This is a genomic window from Rhodanobacter aciditrophus (genome assembly GCF_050026795.1).
Lineage (GTDB): Bacteria > Pseudomonadota > Gammaproteobacteria > Xanthomonadales > Rhodanobacteraceae > Rhodanobacter_A.
The window spans coordinates 708,293-723,196 of record NZ_JALBWP010000011.1 but is presented as its reverse complement, the minus strand read 5'-3'; the positions used below and the strand labels follow the sequence as shown (position 1 = coordinate 723,196).

The following is a 14,904-nucleotide window of genomic DNA, read 5'->3' as shown; positions in this document are numbered from 1 at the left end:
GACCCGCCATGCTCCAGCAACTGCCTGCCCTGGTCACCCTGCTCACGGTGCTGCTGATGGCCGGCACCGCCTTCGCGGTGGGCCACGCCCGGGTGAAGTACGGCATCAAGGCACCCGCCACCAGCGGTCACCCCGCGTTCGAACGGGCGTTCCGGGTGCAGATGAACACGCTGGAGGCGGCGGTGATGTTCCTGCCGCTGCTGTGGCTGGCCGCGCACTACGGCCTGGGCGGCTGGGCCGGCATCGCGGGGCTGGTGTGGGTGGCCGGGCGCACCTGGTACGCCGCGGCCTACCTCAGGGAGGCCAGCAAGCGCGAAGGCGGCTTCACGCTGGGCGCGCTGGCGTGGATCGCCGTACTGGTGTTGGCCGTCATCGGCGCGGGCCGCGCGCTGCTCGCCGCCTAGGCTCCCTCGGGCAGCACGCGCAGGCGCCCGATGCGCGCGCCGTCCATCGCCACCACCTCGAATTGCAGGCCCTCGCTGGCGAAACGGTCGCCCTGTGCAGGCAAGCGGCCCAGCCGTTGCAGCACATAGCCCGCCAGGCTGGAGAAGCTGTCGTCGCTGCTCAGGCGGTGGCGCAGCAGGTGCTCCACCCGGCGCAGGTCGAGGCTGGCGTCCAGCAGCCAACTGCCGTCGCTCTCCTGCACCGCGGCGGGGTCGCCGCTGTCCTCGTCCGGAAACTCGCCGGCGATCACCTCCAGCACGTCGGCCGGCGTGACCATGCCGAGCACGCTGCCGTACTCGTCCACCACCAGCGCCACCTGCAGCGGCGCGCGACGGAATTCGTCGATCAGGCGCAGCACGCTCAGCGACTCCAGCACGCTCATCGGCTTGCGCACGACGCTGTCGATGTCGATGCGGCCGTGTTCCAGCAGGCTGGCCAGCAGGTCGCGCGAAGTAGCCACACCGATCAACTGGTCGAGGTCGTCACCGGCCACCGGCAGCCAGTGGTGGCTGGAGGCGGTGACCTCGGCGCGCAGCTTTTCGGCATCCTCGCGCGGATCGATCCAGCTGATCTCCGGCCGCGGCGTCATGATCGAGCGCACCGGCCGGTGGGCGAGGTCGAGCACGCCCTGCACCATCGCCAGCTCGTCCTTGCCGAACACCGCGCCGCCGCTCTCGGCCGCCACTGCGGCAGCCTTCGGCACGTCCTCCTCGTCCTCGCCACCGGCACCGAGCAGGCGCAGCACCGCCTTGGCCGTGCGGTCGCGCAGCGTGCGCGAGCTGCTGAACAGGCTGCGCTGGCGATTGCGGCGCATGGTCTGGTTGAACGCCTCGATCATGATCGAGAAGCTGATCGCGGCGTACAGGTACCCCTTCGGAATGTGGAAACCGAAGCCTTCGACGACCAGGCTGAAGCCGATCATCAGCAGGAACGACAGGCACAGGATCACCACCGTGGGCCGCTCGTTGATGAAGACGGTGAGCGGCTTGCTGGCGCCGATCATCAGGATCATCGCGACCACCACCGCGACCATCATCACCGTGAGGTGGTCGACCATGCCCACCGCAGTGATCACCGAATCCAGCGAGAACACCAGGTCGAGCGCCACGATCTGCGCCACCACCAGCCAGAAGCGTGCCCGGGCGCGCTCGCCCGCGTCGCGCTCGTCGCCGGCCTCCAGCCGCTCGTGCAGCTCCAGGGTGGCCTTGAACAGCAGGAAGGCGCCGCCCAGCAGCAGGATGATGTCGCGCCACGACAGCGAGAAGCCGTGCCAGACGACGATCGGCGCGGTCAGCCGCACCAGCCAGGACATCGCCGCCAGCAGCAGCAGGCGCATCACCAGCGCGAGGCCCAGGCCCATCAGGCGGGCGCGGTCGCGCTGCTGCGCGGGCAGCTTGTCGGCGAGGATCGCGACGAAGACGAGATTGTCGATGCCCAGCACGATCTCCAGCACCACCAGGGTGAGGAGACCGGCCCAGGCCGCGGGATCGGTCAGCCAGTCGAATGCGAACATGGGAAAGCGCCGCAGCGCCGTCGTCCTCCTTGGAAAGGCCGGCCACTATAGCAAGGCGCCCGCGCGCCCCCGTGCGGCTGCCCGGTTCAGCCCGGGGGCGCCGCCGCGCTCACCACCCACAGCCGGTAGGGCACGGCCATCGGCTCGTTCGGATGCCGCTCGGCCAGCAGCGCCATCAGCTCCACGTCCAGGCGTTGCACGCGCGCCTCGTCGCTGAGCGTCGCCACGGCCGGGCAGGCGCGCACGCGCTTGCGCCAGGCGGCGTGGCTGCAGGGCACCTCCTGGTCCAGCGACCAGGTGCGCAGGTCGACGAAGCCGGCCTCGGCCACCTCCTTCAGCCACAGCGGATGCAGGCCGCTGCCGCTGTGCGCCGTCCAGCCGGGGTTGCAGCCCAGGATCAGCCGCTCGCTGTCCTGCACCACGTTGCCGGCCAGCGGCAGCCACTCGTATTGCGCGATCAGCAGGCGCCCGCCCGGGCGCAACCAGCCACGCGCCAGCGCGAGCGTGCGCGGCCGTTCGCAGGCCTGCCAGCACTGCCCGGCGGTGATCGCATCGAACGAGGCGGCAGGAAAATCAGCGTTCTCCACCCGCGCCCGCCACTGCTTCACCGTCACTCCGGCGAGCCGGTCGAGTTCGGCGGCGTGGGCCAGCAGCGGCGCGGAATGGTCGATGCCGGTGAGTTCGCAGCCACGTGCCGCCAGGCTGCGCGCGACATTGCTGCCGCCGCAATGCAGGTCCAGCACGGCGCAGCCCGGCCACACCCAGCCGTCGGCCAGCAGCCGCTCGAAGAAGACCTCGGGAAACTCGGTGACCGGGCGCAGGCGCTCGCTGGCGCCGCGCACGAAATCCTCGCCCACTGCCCCTCCCCTGCAGCGCAAGCCGCGTCTTGTCGCCAGCCGGACGGCAATCCCCCAAGTGCGGGCCAGAGCGTAACACCGACGACCATGCCGGATGGCGTATTGCGCCGGCTCGCAGGAAGCCGCCAAGATGCGGCATCGGGGTGCGGCGCCGCGCGCCCCGGCGTTTTCGTCCGTCAGGCGCATGGGTTTCTCGTCCGATGGATGCACTGCGCTACACCCTGCCGCCGGCCTCGGCCGATCGGCCCCCGCCACCCGGCATCGGCGGCGCGCTGGGGCTGATCGCGCTGTACTTCGTGCTGCAGGTGGCCGTGGGTTTCGCGGCCGCGCTGCTGCTGGGCTTCGGCTATCGCCTCATGCACGGTACCGCTGCGGTGGGCTTGGGCGCGCTGATGACGCGCCCGGACATCAGCAGTGTCGTGGTGATCCTCACCCTGTCCGGCGCCGCGCTGGCCACGCTGTGGGCGGCGCGCGCGCGCTGGCCGCGGTTGTGGTCGCAGGCCGCGCCGCCCGGCTTCGGCTTCGCCGTGCCCGCGGCGGCGTACTGCATCGCTGCGGTGGCGCTCGGCATGGTGGTGCCGCTGATCGGCGCCAAGCTCACCGAGCTGCTGGCGCACGGCCATGCCGTGCCGCAGGACGTGAAACAACTGGGCGGCGGCGCCAGCGCCGGCTACCGCATCGCGCTCACGCTGGCAGTGGCGAGCATCGGCCCGCTGGTGGAGGAGCTGCTGTTCCGCGGCGTGCTGCTGTCCGCCCTGCTGCGCCGCCTGCGCCCGGTTTGGGCGATGCTGGCCAGCGCCACGATGTTCGCGCTGGTGCACCTGCCCGACCTGCACTGGCTGTGGTACGCGCTACCCAACCTGGCGCTGCTGGGCGTGGTGCTGGCCTGGTTGCGGCTGCGCTCGGGCTCGCTGTGGCCGGCGGTGATCGCCCACGCCAGCAACAACCTGCTGGCGATGCTGGCGCTGTTCGCCTCGCTGCACCACGCCGGCTGACGGTTCAGTCGCCGGGGCCAGCCTCGCGCAGCAGCTTCGCAGTCTCGAACAGCGGCAGGCCCATCACGCCCGAGTAGCTGCCTTCCAGGTGCTCGACCAGCGCCGCGCCACGGCCCTGGATCGCATAGGCGCCCGCCTTGCCGAAGGATTCGCCGGTGGCGACGTAGGCGGCGATGGCAGCCTCGTCCAGTTCCGCGAAGCGCACCCGCGACACGCAGCAGGCGTTGCGCTCACCCTGCGCGTCGATCAGCCACACCACCGAAACCACCGCGTGCGTGCGGCCGGACAGGCGGCGCAGCATCGCCGCGGCATCGGACGCGTCGCGCGGCTTGCCGAACACCTCGTCGTCCAGCACCACCTCGGTGTCCGCACCCAGCACCCGGGCATCGGCAACGCCGGCCAGCGCGACGAGTCCGGCCCGCGCCTTGTCGCGGGCGACCCGGCTCACGTATTCGCGCGGCGATTCCTGCGCGCCGCGATGCTCGGGCACGTCCACGTCGACCACGCGGAAATCCACGCCGAGCTGGTTCAGCAGCTCGCGGCGGCGCGGCGACTGCGAGGCGAGATGGAGCATGCGCAGTCCGTCAGAGGGTCAGTGAGTATTCGCGGAACTGCGTGTCGCGCTGCCAGCCCAGCGATTCGTACAGCGCCTGCGCGGCGAGGTTGTCGTGCGCGGTGGACAGCGACAGGCTGGCCGCGCCCAGGTTCCTGGCCTCCGTGGCGGCGGCCTCCAGCAAGGCCTTCGCCACGCCCTGCCGCCGCGCCGAAGCGGCCACGAACAGGTCGTTGAGCAGCCAGGTGCGCACCATGCGCACCGAGGAAAACAGCGGATAGAGCTGGGTGAAGCCCGGCGCCGCGCCGTGCCGGTCGCGCGCCAGCAGGATCATCGACTCGTTGAGGCGCAGGCGCGCGGTGAGGAAGTCGCGCGCGCCGGCCTCGTCGGATGGCTTGCCGTAGAACTGGCGATAGCCGTCGAACAGCGGCACCAGCACGTCGAGGTCGTGGAACGTGGCGCGGCGTATCTCGAACGACATGGACCTTCCTCCGGTTTCACAAAGCCAGTTGCCTGCGCCTGGTACCGCGCAAGGCGGGCGCACGCCACAAGCATGTGTTGCCCGCGTGCGGGCGTGCAAGTGCTGGAACGGCGGCTTCCGCCGTGGTCAGGCGCGATGGTAGGGATGCCCTGCCACGATGGTCGTGGCGCGATAGAGCTGTTCGGCCAGCACCAGCCGCACCAGCATGTGCGGCAGGGTGAGCGGGCCCAGCGACCAGCACTGGTCGGCGCGCGCCAGCACCGCGGGCGCGTGGCCGTCGGGGCCGCCGATCAGGAAGGCGAGCTCGCGCCCGGCCATCCGCCACTGCGCCAGTTGCCCGGCCAGCTCCTCGCTGGACCAGGCCTTGCCGCGCCCGTCCAGCGCCACGACGTGGCAGTCGCGCGGCAGCGCCGCGAGGATCGCGGCGCCCTCGTCCTGCATCGCCTTGGCGTCGTCGCGGCCCTTGCCGCGCGTGCCGGGCTTCAGTTCGACCAGCTCCAGCGGCAACTCGTGCGAGAGGCGCTTGCGGTATTCGGCGAAGCCTTCGGCCACCCAGCCGGGCATGCGCTCGCCGACGGCGATGATGCGCGCGCGCATCATCGCCGTCCAAGAGCAAAACCAGGTGCGCGGCACCCGCGTCTGCTTCCTCTACCCCTTGGGGCACGCGGGGAGCGGCCATGGATGGCCGCCGCTCTGAGGAGCGAGGAGAGGATCGAGGTGAAGGGGCGGGGCTTGCGAAGGCGTACACCGAAGCAGTGCGTCGCTTGGCGGCCAGAATGTCGCGAGCTTGTCCCCTCACCCCGGCCCTCTCCCCGGAGGGGAGAGGGAGAAAGCGACACGCTCACCCCGCGCTCGCGGCGCCGACGTCCGGTTCGCGGTCGCCCACCGTCCACAGCCGCTCCAGGCCGTAGAACTCGCGGATGCGCGGCAGCATCACGTGGACGATCACGTCGCCCAGGTCCACCAGCACCCATTCGGCTTCCTGTTCGCCTTCCACGCCCAGCGGCATCACGCCCGCCTTCTTGGCGAACTTCACCACTTCGTCGGCGATGGATTTGACGTGGCGCGCGGAGGTGCCGGAGGCGATCACCAGCAGGTCGGCGATGGAGGTCTTGCCGCGCACGTCGATCTCGCGGATGTCCTTGGCCTTCAGTTCTTCCAGTGCGGCGACGACCGCCTTGCGCAGTTCGGCCGTGGAGTCGGACTTGGTCTTGCGGCTTGTGCTCAAGATGGGGGAGCCTCGATGCGGAATCGCGCGCCGTGGCGGCGCAGCGGCAGTATAACGCCCGCGGCGTTGGCGCAAGTCAATGCGCCAGCGCGCGCCGGGCCAGGCGGTACTCGTGCATCAGCCGCGCCACCAGCTCGGCGGCGGGCTGCGGGCGCACCCGCGCGGCAGCCTGGCCGCACCATTCGGAAACGAGGTCGGCCCGGCCGGCGGCAGCCGCCGCACGCCGCAGCGGCGCGGTAAGCGCGTTGAGCACCGGATACGCCGGCAACTCGCCCGCCACGTCTTCCATCGCCTCCACGTAGCGGTTGCGCCGGCCGCGCGCGGCGCGGCCGGAGAAGCTGCGGATGGTGGCCACGCGATGATCTTCCGCCGCGGCCAGGTCGCGCTTCCACGCCTCCGCCGCGGACGATTCCGGGCAGGCGAGGAAGGCCGTGCCGAGCTGGCTGGCCGCCGCGCCCAGCACCTCGGCGGCGAGCATGCCGGCGCCGTCCATGATGCCGCCCGCGGCGATCACCGGCAGCTCCCTGCCGCAGGCCGCGACGGCGGCCACCGCCAACGGAATCAGCGCGAACAGGCCGATCAGCGGCGTCTCGCCCGGGTGCAGGAAACCGCCGCGATGGCCACCTGCCTCGGCGCCCTGCACGCACACCGCATCGGCGCCGTGCTCGGCCCAGGCGCGTGCCTCCGCCGCCGTGGTGGCGGTACCGATCACGTAGATGTCGCGGCGCCGCAGCTCCTGCATCTGCGCCGGCGAGGGCAGGTCGAAGGCGAAGCTGGCCACGGCGGGCCGCGCCTCGCACAACGCAGCGAACTGCTCGGAGAAGCGCGGCGCCCAGCGTGCCGGCACGCTGGTGCGCACGGCCAGGCCTTCGCGCTCCATCAGCGCATCGAGGCGCGCCCGCGCCCGCGCCACCGCGGCCATGTCGGGCACCACCTCGTCGGGCAGCACGAACAGGTTCAGCGCGAACGGGCGCCCGGTGAGTGCGCGGACCCGCGCCACCTGGTCGAGGATCGCCTGCGGCTCGGTATAGCCCGCGCCCAGCGAACCCAGGCCGCCGGCGTTCGATACCGCGGCGACCAGTTCCGGCGTGGTGGCACCCGCCATCGGCGCCTGGACCAGGGGGCATTCGATGCCGAGCCGCTGTGCGAAAGAGGACATACGCGATCCATGGCGGGGGAACCGCCGCATTATCGATCCGGCACGTCCATGCGGCATGAAAGGCAGCAGCGCGGACACCATCGCCACGCCGCGATCACGTCAACCGTCTCGCCGTGTCGCCGGCGCCCCGCTTCATCGTCGCGACGTCCCCGCGCATGGCGCCCTGCACCGCATCCGGGGGCTGCATGGCCTCGCACGCCGGCGCCGCCTCCCGCACGCCACCTCCATCCACGGGTTTCGCCGCACCCGCGGCAGCGCCCGCCTCAGCGCCGCGACAGCAACCTGCCGCCCATCGCCGCGTTCGCCCCGATCACGATCAGCACCGCCAGCGCATGCGTAAGCAAGTCGGTGGCGGCCGCGTCGACGGCGTGGCAGATCTCCAGCAGGCTGGCCGAGGCGGCGGCGCTGGCGAGCCCCACCTGCAGCGCGGTGAGCAGCGGGCGCAGTGGGCAGGCGCGGCGCAGCAGCCACACCAGCAGGGCCGACAGCGGGATCGAGAAGGCGATGATGAAGACGAGGCAGTCGGCGGACTGGTGCAGCGTGGCGACGCTGGTGTCGGGCGCCAGCCAGGTGCGCAGGCACCCCAGGCCGCTGGCGGCTACCCACAGCAGCGCGGACGGCAGCGGCAGCCAGGCCCAGGCGCGGCTGCGCCCCGGCACAGCCAGCGCGAACGCGGCCCAGGCCGCGGTGATCGCGGTGAACACCGCGCCCAGCGCAGCCCAGGCGAGATCCGGCGCGCCGGCCCAGCGGCGCAGCATGGGCGCATCGCCGTAGCGCGCGAACAGCAGCACCGCGAACACGGCCACCAGGGCCAGCCAGCCCAGCGTGCGCAACCATGGCGGCGGCAGGCGCCGCACCGGCACCAGCTCGGCACCGAGCGCGTCGATCAGGGCCTGGTGACGTGGTTCGGACATGGCGCTCAATCGTCTCCGTGCAGGCGGCCGCGCAAGGCCTTCAGGGCGCGGTGCAGGTTCACTTTCAGCGCGCCGGCGTTGCGGCCGGTCTGCGCGGCGGCCTCCGCCAGCGACTGTTCGCGCAGGCCGAGCTGTTCCACCGCCTCGCGCTGGCCGGGCGGCAACTGCGCGATCGCCTCGCGCAGGCGCCGCGCCTGCTGGCGGCGTTCGGCGTCCATGCTGGCGTCGTCGCGGTCCGGGTGCTGATCCAGCGCGAACTCGTCGTGCAGCTCGCGGCGATCGCGGCGGCCGTGGCTGCGCAGCGCGTCGATCGCGCGGCGCCCGGCGATCGCGCTCAGCCAGGCGTCGTAGGAGCGCGCCGGATCGTAGGTGTGGCGCACGCGATGCACGGTGAGCAAGGTCTCCTGCACCACGTCGTCCAGCGCATCCGTCGCCACGCCGTGGCGCCGCGCCACCGCGCGGATCAGCGCCACCGAATCCGCCAGCACGCGTTCGTAGGCACGGCGATCGCCCGCCTGCGCGGCGGCCATCCACGCGGCGCGCTGCCGGTCGACCTGGTCGCTTGTGCTGGCGGGTTCGGCGGACACGGCGGCGCGGCGATCCATCAACGGGACGAGACCGCCATCTAGTACCAAGCTGCCGCCGGCGGTCAAGCGCATTCGCTCCGTGCCATGGGTGTCACTGGGCGATTCGTCGTATCCGCCGCTGCGGTTACCTCGCGTCGGCGCAATCGCCGGGACCATGTAACCGCAGGCACGATGGCGGCGAATCACCAGCACACCCCAACCCGGAACCGCCCACCATGTTCCTGCTGATCCTCGCCTACCTCGGCGGCGTACTCACCATCCTCAGCCCCTGCATCCTGCCGGTGCTGCCCTTCGTGTTCGCCCGCGCCGACCGTCCGTTCCTGAAGAGCGGCCTGCCGATGCTGCTCGGCATGGCGGCCACCTTCGCGCTGGTCGCCACGCTGGCGGCAGTGGGCGGCGGCTGGGCGGTGCACGCGAACCAGTACGGCCGCGCCGTGGCGCTGGTGGTGCTGGCCCTGCTCGGCCTCACCCTGCTCTCCTCGCACGTCGCCGAATGGCTGACGCGCCCGTTCGTGGCGCTGGGCAACCGGCTGTCGCAGCGCACCGAAGGCGATGGCGGATCGGCCTGGGGCGCGGTAGGCCTGGGCGTCGCCACCGGCCTGCTGTGGGCGCCGTGCGCGGGGCCGATCCTCGGCCTGCTGCTGACCGGCGCCGCGCTCAAGGGCGCCAGCGTCACCACCACCCTGCTGCTGCTCACCTATGCGCTGGGCGCGGCCACCTCGCTGGCGCTGGCGCTGGCGGTCGGCGGCAAGGTGTTCGGCTTGATGAAGCGCTCGCTGGGTGCGGGCCAGTGGGTGCGCCGCGCGCTGGGCGTGCTGGTGCTGGCCGGCGTCGCCGCCATCGCCTCGGGCGTGGATACCGGCCTGCTCACCCGCGTCTCGCTGGCCGGCAGCAACGGCATCGAGCAGAAGCTGATCGACGCCGTGCGCCCGATGCCCGCCGCGGTGGCGGCGCCGGCGCCGAAGCCCGGCGAGGCCCTGCCGGTGGAGGGCACGCTGCCGTCGCTGGCCGGCGCCACCGGCTGGCTCAACAGCGCTCCGCTCACGCCTGCCGCGCTGCACGGCAAGGTGGTGCTGGTGGATTTCTGGACCTACTCCTGCATCAACTGCCTGCGCTCGCTGCCCTACGTCGAAGCCTGGTACGACAAGTACAAAGACCACGGCCTGGTGGTGGTCGGCGTGCACTCGCCCGAATTCGCGTTCGAGAAGGACCCGGCCAACGTGGCCGCGGCGGTGCGGCGGCTGGGCGTGCGCTACCCGGTGGCACTGGATTCGGACTACGCCATCTGGCAGGGCTTCAACAACGAGTACTGGCCCGCGGACTACTTCATCGACGCGCAGGGCCGCATCCGCCACCACTATTTCGGCGAAGGCGGCTATGCCGAAGGCGAGGACACGATCCGCCGGCTGCTCACCGAAGCCGGCTACAAGGATCTGCCGGGCGGCTACGTGCAGCCTGGCGCCAAGGGTGCCGAGGCGGCGAGCTCTGGCGACCACAACCGCTCGCCGGAAACCTACGTGGGCTATGCGCGCGCCGACAACTTCGCCAGCGGCCAGGTCGCGCACGACGACGCGTTCGCCTATCGCACGCCCGCCACGCTGGCCTCCAACCAGTGGGGACTCGCCGGCCGCTGGACCGTGCACGCGCAGGATGCCGCGCTCGACACCGCGAACGGCAGCATCACCTACCGCTTCCGCGGCCGCGACCTGCACCTGGTGCTGGGTCCCGGCAGCGACGGCAAGCCGGTGCGCTTCCGCATCACCCTGGATGGCCAGGCGCCCGGCGCCGACCACGGCATGGACACCGACGCCGCCGGCAACGGCACGGTCACCGCGCAGCGCCTGTACCAGCTGGTGCGCCAGGCCCACGGCAACGGCGAGCGCACCTTCACCATCACCTTCCTCGATCCCGGCGTGCGCGCCTATGCGTTCACGTTCGGCTGAGCTGCATCCGGTAGGAGCGCACCCTGTGCGCGAATGCTCTTCGCCACGTTTCCCAAAAGCCATCGCGCACAGGGTGCGCTCCTACCGGAACCCTCCATTCGCGCCAAGGAGATTCCCATGTCCCGCATCGACGAAACCCTCGCGATGGACCGCCGCCGCTTCCTGCGCGCCGCGCTGAGCGGCGGCGCCCTGCTCGCGGTGGGCGGCAGCTTCGCGCTGCCCCGCCTGCTCGCCGCCGGCGCCGAAGGTGGCGTGCCCGCGCTGGTCCATACCCCGCCCGGCGACGTGCTGCTGGAGTGCTATGCCGACGACGGCCGCGATCTCGGCCCCTGCCGCGTGCACCGGCTGGTGCTCAGCGATGCGGAGTGGCGGGCGCGCCTGTCGCCGCTGGCCTTCGAGGTGATGCGCCGCGACGGCACCGAGCGCGCCTTCAGCGGCCCGCACGAACGCCCCGCGCACCCCGGCATCTTCCGCTGCGTGGCCTGCGCCACCGCGCTCTACGACGCCGCCACCGAATTCGACTCCGGCACCGGCTGGCCCAGCTTCTGGGAGCCCATCGCGAAACGGAACGTGATCGAGACCCGCGACGACAGCTTCGGCATGGAACGCATCGCGATCAGCTGCGCCGGCTGCGACAGCCACCTCGGCCACGTGTTTGACGACGGCCCGCGGCCGACGGGATTGCGCTATTGCATGAATTCGGTGGCGTTGAGGTTCGTGGCGCGGACCGGGTGACGTCGAGGCCGCCGCGGGCAGCACGTGGTCGCGCCGGGCGTTGCCTCGGGTTCTGCCTGGTCGCGGATGGCTGGCTTCGTCTGTTCGTTGTTGGGCGTTTGCGCGGGATGCAGCGCGGGTTCTAGCACCTGTCGCTAGGAACAGGGCGGTTTCGTGCACCTGCCGCCAGGAACAAGGCGGTTTCGAGCGCCTGCCGGCGCCCGAGTTACCTCGCTGGCCCACGCCGCCGCAGGAGCGGCGGCGAACGGCGCAGCCGACCCGAAGGGCGGAGGGCTGGACGCCCGGAGTCAAGAGAAGTAGCCAAGAGAAATGGCCTGGTTCGATCCGCCGGGAATACAAGCCCGGCGTGTCGAGGGCTTTGGAGCCACTCCCGCCTATGCGATAGACGGAGCGGCCACGTCGCGACGTATCCGGGAACCGAGGGGACAAAGCCTCGCGGCGTTTCGCGCCGCTTTGGCTTTGTTCTGGCCTCGCTTTCGCTTCGCTCTGGTTTTGCGGTTGCTTCTGCGCGCCGGGAGCGCGCTGCTTCTCCAGGGGCCCCTGGGCGGCGGCGAGGCGGGGACGATGAGGCCGCGCAGCGGGCATCGCCATGGAAGGCGATGCCTTTTCGCGCGGGCAGGAGCCCGCTCGAAAAGCCCGGCCCCGCCTCACGCACTCGCAGGGCAGGATGCCCGGAGAGCGCCGCCCCGGGGTGGCCTTTCTCTTTGGCGACTTTCTCTTTGGCCACGCAAAGAGAAAGTCACTCGGCCACCGGCAGGTGGACGAAACCACCTTGTTCCTGGCGGCAGGCGCTCGAAACCGCTTTGTCCCTCGCGGCAGGCGCTCGAAACCGCCCTGTCCCCTGCACCAAGCGCAACAACGAACGGACAAGGAACGAAGTCACTCGGGTCAGCGGGCAAGCGAAACCGCTTCAGCGGCGATAGGGAGCCAACAGCACCGGATCGTCGAACAATCCCGCCGGCAGCAGATAGCGCGGATCGCGTCCCGCCGCGAGCAGCTCGCGGATGCGCGTGGCGGAAATTTCCAGCGGCGTCACGGCAAGTTCGACCAGCCTGCCGCAGGGCGCGGCACGCAATGCCGCCACATCATCGACGCGGCGCGCGGCGATTTCCGCCACCAGCGAATCCGGGAGCGTGACCTCCACGCCGGGCCGGCTCAGCACGCCGATGTGGGCGAAGTCGAACAGTTCGCGCCAGCGATTCCACGTCGGCAGTCCCGCAAAGGCATCAGCGCCAAGCAGCAGCACCAACGGCCGTTCGCCCTGCTCCGCACGCAGTTCGCGCAAGGTGTCGATGGTGTACGACGGCCCGTCACGCTCCAGCTCGCGCGCATCCAGCACCAGCCGCGACTGCCCGGCCAGCGCCGCACACAGCATCGCCACCCGCTCGGCGGGCGAAGCCAGCGGCGCCGGCCGGTGCGGCGGCACGTTGGCCGGCATCAGCCGTACCTCTGCGTCCAGCAGCTCCGCCGCCTCCCACGCCACGGTGAGGTGGCCGATGTGGATGGGATCGAAGGTGCCGCCGAAGATGGCGAGGGGGCGCGTGGTCATAGCCACACCTCCAATGTCGACGCTGCAATCACCCCTGTTTCCAGATACGGCGCGATGTGGCAGCACCGTCTATCGCGTAGGCGGGAGTGTTCCGAAGCCCTCGGCATTTCTGGCTTGCATGGTCGGCGGATTGAACCAGGCCATTTCTCTTGGCTACTTCTCTTGACTCCGGGCGTCCAGCCCTCCGCCCTTCGGGCCGGCTGCGCCGTTCGCCACCGCTCCGGGCGGTGGCGTGGGCCAGCAAAGAAAGGTGGCTCGGGCGCCGGCAGGCGTCCGAAAGCCCGCCGCAGGCGAGCCTGGTCGCGGAACCGAAAGGCTGTCGCGAGCACTCGCCCCTCACCCCAACCCTCTCCCCAAAGGGGAGAGGGAGAAAAGCTTGCGAGACGAATCTCATGCCAGCGCCCGCGCTGCCCGCGGCTCGGCGATCGCCGCGATCAGGCGCTCGGCCTCGCGCCAGGGTTCGCCCTGCTCGCGCCCCTTGGCGATGCGGTCGATGCGCGAAGCCCGCGCCAGGCAATCCAGCCAGTGCTCGCGTGGCGCCCGCCGCAGCGCCTTGCGGAACAGCTGCTCGCGCGCCGGCCACAGGCGCTCGGCGCGCGCCTGCGCGGCAAGGTCCTGCGCGTTGGCGAGGCGCAATGCCAGCTGCAGCTGGTTCACCAGCCAGCCCATCATGGCGATCAGCTCGTCGCCCTCGGCGCGCAGGCCCGCGAGGATGCGCAGCGCACGGGCGCCCTCGCCTGCCAGTGCGGCGTCGGTGAGCTTGAACACGTCGTAGCGGGCGCTGTCGGCGACCAGGCTTTCCATCGCATCGGCGTCGATGCGCGTGGCGTCACCCGCGCGCAGCACGGCAAGCTTGTCCACTTCCTGGGCGGCCGCGAGCAGGTTGCCTTCCACGCGCTCTGCCAGCAGGGCCGCGGCATCCGGCGTGGCGGCGAGGCCGCGCGAGGCGAGCCGCGCACCGATCCACGCCGCCCATTCGTTGGGCCTGGGCGCGTTGAACACCACCATGATGCCGGCCGCATCCAGCTTCTTGCTCCAGGCGCCGTCGTGCTTGCTGCTCCATTCCATCGCGGTGATCAGCAGGGTGACGTCGGGCGGCGGATTGGCGCAGAACTCGGTGATCGCCTTGGCGCCATCCACGCCGGGCCGCCCGGTGGGCAGGCGCAGGTCGAGCAGGCGGCGCGTGGCGAACAGCGACATGCCGGCGGCGGCGCGGGCCAGGTCGTCCCAGTCGAAATGCTGGCCCGCCTCGAGCACTTCGCGCTCGGCGTAACCGAGCCGCTTGGCCTGCGCGCGCAGCGCGTCGGCAGCCTCCAGCACCAGCAGCTCCTCGCCCGCGAGCAGGTAGGCCGGCGCCAGGTGGTCCCCGGCGAGCGCCTTCTGCCATTGGGCGGGAGCGAGCGGCATCAGTGCCCGCCGGTACCTGCCGGCGCCGGGGTTTCCTGCGCGTGGCGGCCGGCGGCCTCCAGGCGGAACATGATCGCCTGCACCATGTCGTCGACCAGGCTGCGCTGGATCTGCTGCACCTGCGAGGCGTTGCCCACGGTGTCGGTGGAGTCGTAGCTGTATTCCCGCTGCATGCTGATGCGCTGGTGCGGCAGCAGGACCTTGCCGTCGGCGCCGGTGACATCGAACTCCACGTTGTAGTTCACCGCGTACTCGGTGATGCGCACGTAGCCGCCCTGCGTGAGCGACTGGGTGCCGAACGAGGCCACCGGCACGCGCAGTTCGGCGATGCCGGGGCCCGCGTCGTCCTCGACCGTGACGTTGGCGTTCTCCAGCGCGCGGGTCAGCCCGCGCTCCAGGTCGCCGCCGCCCGAGACGGTGAGATGCACCTGGCTCATCGACGGCGGCAGCGCCGCGCTGCGGCGCAGGTGGAAGCCGCAGGCGCTGAGCGCGAGGGCGGCGACGAGCGGCAGCGCGACACGGAGCATGCGGTTCATGGC

16 protein-coding genes are annotated in these 14,904 nt (G+C 71.5%); 4 read left to right on the top strand and 12 right to left on the bottom strand.

What is annotated here, in order from left to right; genetic code table 11:
- Positions 1 to 8: 8 nt before the first annotated feature.
- The gene (locus tag ACQGNW_RS12105) at positions 9 to 404 is read left to right on the top strand and encodes an MAPEG family protein (RefSeq protein WP_426663433.1); all 396 of its coding nucleotides are present in this window, start codon (positions 9 to 11) and stop codon (positions 402 to 404) included.
- Here ACQGNW_RS12105 and ACQGNW_RS12100 read toward each other — a convergent pair.
- The gene (locus ACQGNW_RS12100) at positions 401 to 1,957 is read right to left on the bottom strand and encodes a TerC family protein (protein ID WP_426663432.1); all 1,557 of its coding nucleotides are present in this window, start codon (positions 1,955 to 1,957) and stop codon (positions 401 to 403) included. The genes ACQGNW_RS12105 and ACQGNW_RS12100 overlap by 4 nt on opposite strands.
- An 86-nt stretch (positions 1,958 to 2,043) precedes the next feature.
- Complete coding sequence (locus tag ACQGNW_RS12095) at positions 2,044 to 2,814, bottom strand: class I SAM-dependent methyltransferase (protein ID WP_426663431.1); 771 nt, start codon at positions 2,812 to 2,814, stop codon at positions 2,044 to 2,046.
- Positions 2,815 to 3,014: 200 nt separating this feature from the next.
- Here ACQGNW_RS12095 and ACQGNW_RS12090 point away from each other — a divergent pair, with 200 nt between their 5' ends.
- A complete protein-coding gene (locus tag ACQGNW_RS12090) occupies positions 3,015 to 3,809 on the top strand; it encodes a CPBP family intramembrane glutamic endopeptidase (protein WP_426663430.1) in 795 nt (264 codons plus the stop codon).
- A 4-nt stretch (positions 3,810 to 3,813) separates the two neighbouring features.
- On the opposite strand, the gene ACQGNW_RS12085 is transcribed toward ACQGNW_RS12090, so the two are convergent.
- The 7 genes from ACQGNW_RS12085 to ACQGNW_RS12055 form a co-directional block, all read right to left on the bottom strand.
- On the bottom strand, positions 3,814 to 4,383 hold the full coding sequence (locus ACQGNW_RS12085) for a Maf family protein (RefSeq protein WP_426663429.1): 570 nt from the start codon (positions 4,381 to 4,383) through the stop codon (positions 3,814 to 3,816).
- A 10-nt stretch (positions 4,384 to 4,393) separates the two neighbouring features.
- A complete protein-coding gene (locus tag ACQGNW_RS12080; protein ID WP_426663428.1) occupies positions 4,394 to 4,843 on the bottom strand; it encodes a GNAT family N-acetyltransferase in 450 nt (149 codons plus the stop codon).
- A 126-nt stretch (positions 4,844 to 4,969) separates the two neighbouring features.
- Positions 4,970 to 5,440: a 23S rRNA (pseudouridine(1915)-N(3))-methyltransferase RlmH gene (rlmH, locus tag ACQGNW_RS12075; RefSeq protein ID WP_426663427.1), complete on the bottom strand. Its 471-nt coding sequence runs from the start codon at positions 5,438 to 5,440 to the stop codon at positions 4,970 to 4,972.
- 244 nt (positions 5,441 to 5,684) lie between these two features.
- Positions 5,685 to 6,071, bottom strand: a complete 387-nt coding sequence (gene rsfS / locus ACQGNW_RS12070; protein WP_426663426.1) for a ribosome silencing factor — start codon at positions 6,069 to 6,071, stop codon at positions 5,685 to 5,687.
- 76 nt (positions 6,072 to 6,147) lie between these two features.
- Positions 6,148 to 7,230 carry an NAD(P)H-dependent flavin oxidoreductase gene (locus ACQGNW_RS12065; protein ID WP_426663425.1) on the bottom strand — a complete coding sequence of 361 codons (1,083 nt, stop codon included), beginning with the start codon at positions 7,228 to 7,230 and terminating at the stop codon, positions 6,148 to 6,150.
- Positions 7,231 to 7,493: 263 nt separating this feature from the next.
- Complete coding sequence (locus ACQGNW_RS12060) at positions 7,494 to 8,144, bottom strand: NrsF family protein (protein ID WP_426663423.1); 651 nt, start codon at positions 8,142 to 8,144, stop codon at positions 7,494 to 7,496.
- A gap of 5 nt (positions 8,145 to 8,149) precedes the next feature.
- Complete coding sequence (locus ACQGNW_RS12055) at positions 8,150 to 8,674, bottom strand: RNA polymerase sigma factor (RefSeq protein ID WP_426663655.1); 525 nt, start codon at positions 8,672 to 8,674, stop codon at positions 8,150 to 8,152.
- A gap of 272 nt (positions 8,675 to 8,946) precedes the next feature.
- On the opposite strand from ACQGNW_RS12055, the gene ACQGNW_RS12050 reads away from it, so the two are divergent.
- Positions 8,947 to 10,674 carry a cytochrome c biogenesis protein DipZ gene (locus tag ACQGNW_RS12050; protein ID WP_426663422.1) on the top strand — a complete coding sequence of 576 codons (1,728 nt, stop codon included), beginning with the start codon at positions 8,947 to 8,949 and terminating at the stop codon, positions 10,672 to 10,674.
- A gap of 117 nt (positions 10,675 to 10,791) precedes the next feature.
- Positions 10,792 to 11,409, top strand: coding sequence for a peptide-methionine (R)-S-oxide reductase MsrB (gene msrB / locus ACQGNW_RS12045; protein ID WP_426663421.1), 618 nt, complete (start codon positions 10,792 to 10,794; stop codon positions 11,407 to 11,409).
- Positions 11,410 to 12,319: 910 nt separating this feature from the next.
- On the opposite strand, the gene nadD is transcribed toward msrB, so the two are convergent.
- The 3 genes from nadD to ACQGNW_RS12030 form a co-directional block, all read right to left on the bottom strand.
- Positions 12,320 to 12,958: a nicotinate-nucleotide adenylyltransferase gene (nadD, locus tag ACQGNW_RS12040; protein WP_426663420.1), complete on the bottom strand. Its 639-nt coding sequence runs from the start codon at positions 12,956 to 12,958 to the stop codon at positions 12,320 to 12,322.
- A 390-nt stretch (positions 12,959 to 13,348) separates the two neighbouring features.
- Entirely contained in the window at positions 13,349 to 14,365 is a 1,017-nt protein-coding gene (gene holA / locus ACQGNW_RS12035; RefSeq protein ID WP_426663419.1) for a DNA polymerase III subunit delta, read from the bottom strand.
- Positions 14,365 to 14,901 (bottom strand): LPS-assembly lipoprotein LptE, encoded by a 537-nt coding sequence (locus ACQGNW_RS12030; protein WP_426663418.1) that lies wholly within the window; start codon positions 14,899 to 14,901, stop codon positions 14,365 to 14,367. The genes holA and ACQGNW_RS12030 overlap by 1 nt, the downstream gene beginning before the upstream one ends.
- Positions 14,902 to 14,904: the final 3 nt, after the last annotated feature.

Bases quoted from the DNA above. Each gene is read 5' to 3' on its own strand.
- ACQGNW_RS12065 (WP_426663425.1), bottom strand. From the start codon at position 7,230: ATGTCCTCTTTCGCACAGCGGCTCGGCATCGAATGCCCCCTGGTCCAG.
- ACQGNW_RS12105 (WP_426663433.1), top strand. From the start codon at position 9: ATGCTCCAGCAACTGCCTGCCCTGGTCACCCTGCTCACGGTGCTGCTG.
- ACQGNW_RS12060 (WP_426663423.1), bottom strand. From the start codon at position 8,144: ATGTCCGAACCACGTCACCAGGCCCTGATCGACGCGCTCGGTGCCGAG.
- ACQGNW_RS12050 (WP_426663422.1), top strand. From the start codon at position 8,947: ATGTTCCTGCTGATCCTCGCCTACCTCGGCGGCGTACTCACCATCCTC.
- ACQGNW_RS12090 (WP_426663430.1), top strand. From the start codon at position 3,015: ATGGATGCACTGCGCTACACCCTGCCGCCGGCCTCGGCCGATCGGCCC.
- ACQGNW_RS12080 (WP_426663428.1), bottom strand. From the start codon at position 4,843: ATGTCGTTCGAGATACGCCGCGCCACGTTCCACGACCTCGACGTGCTG.
- ACQGNW_RS12030 (WP_426663418.1), bottom strand. From the start codon at position 14,901: ATGAACCGCATGCTCCGTGTCGCGCTGCCGCTCGTCGCCGCCCTCGCG.
- ACQGNW_RS12055 (WP_426663655.1), bottom strand. From the start codon at position 8,674: ATGGCCGCCGCGCAGGCGGGCGATCGCCGTGCCTACGAACGCGTGCTG.
- msrB (WP_426663421.1), top strand. From the start codon at position 10,792: ATGTCCCGCATCGACGAAACCCTCGCGATGGACCGCCGCCGCTTCCTG.
- rlmH (WP_426663427.1), bottom strand. From the start codon at position 5,440: ATGCGCGCGCGCATCATCGCCGTCGGCGAGCGCATGCCCGGCTGGGTG.
- ACQGNW_RS12085 (WP_426663429.1), bottom strand. From the start codon at position 4,383: ATGCTCCATCTCGCCTCGCAGTCGCCGCGCCGCCGCGAGCTGCTGAAC.
- nadD (WP_426663420.1), bottom strand. From the start codon at position 12,958: ATGACCACGCGCCCCCTCGCCATCTTCGGCGGCACCTTCGATCCCATC.
- ACQGNW_RS12100 (WP_426663432.1), bottom strand. From the start codon at position 1,957: ATGTTCGCATTCGACTGGCTGACCGATCCCGCGGCCTGGGCCGGTCTC.
- holA (WP_426663419.1), bottom strand. From the start codon at position 14,365: ATGCCGCTCGCTCCCGCCCAATGGCAGAAGGCGCTCGCCGGGGACCAC.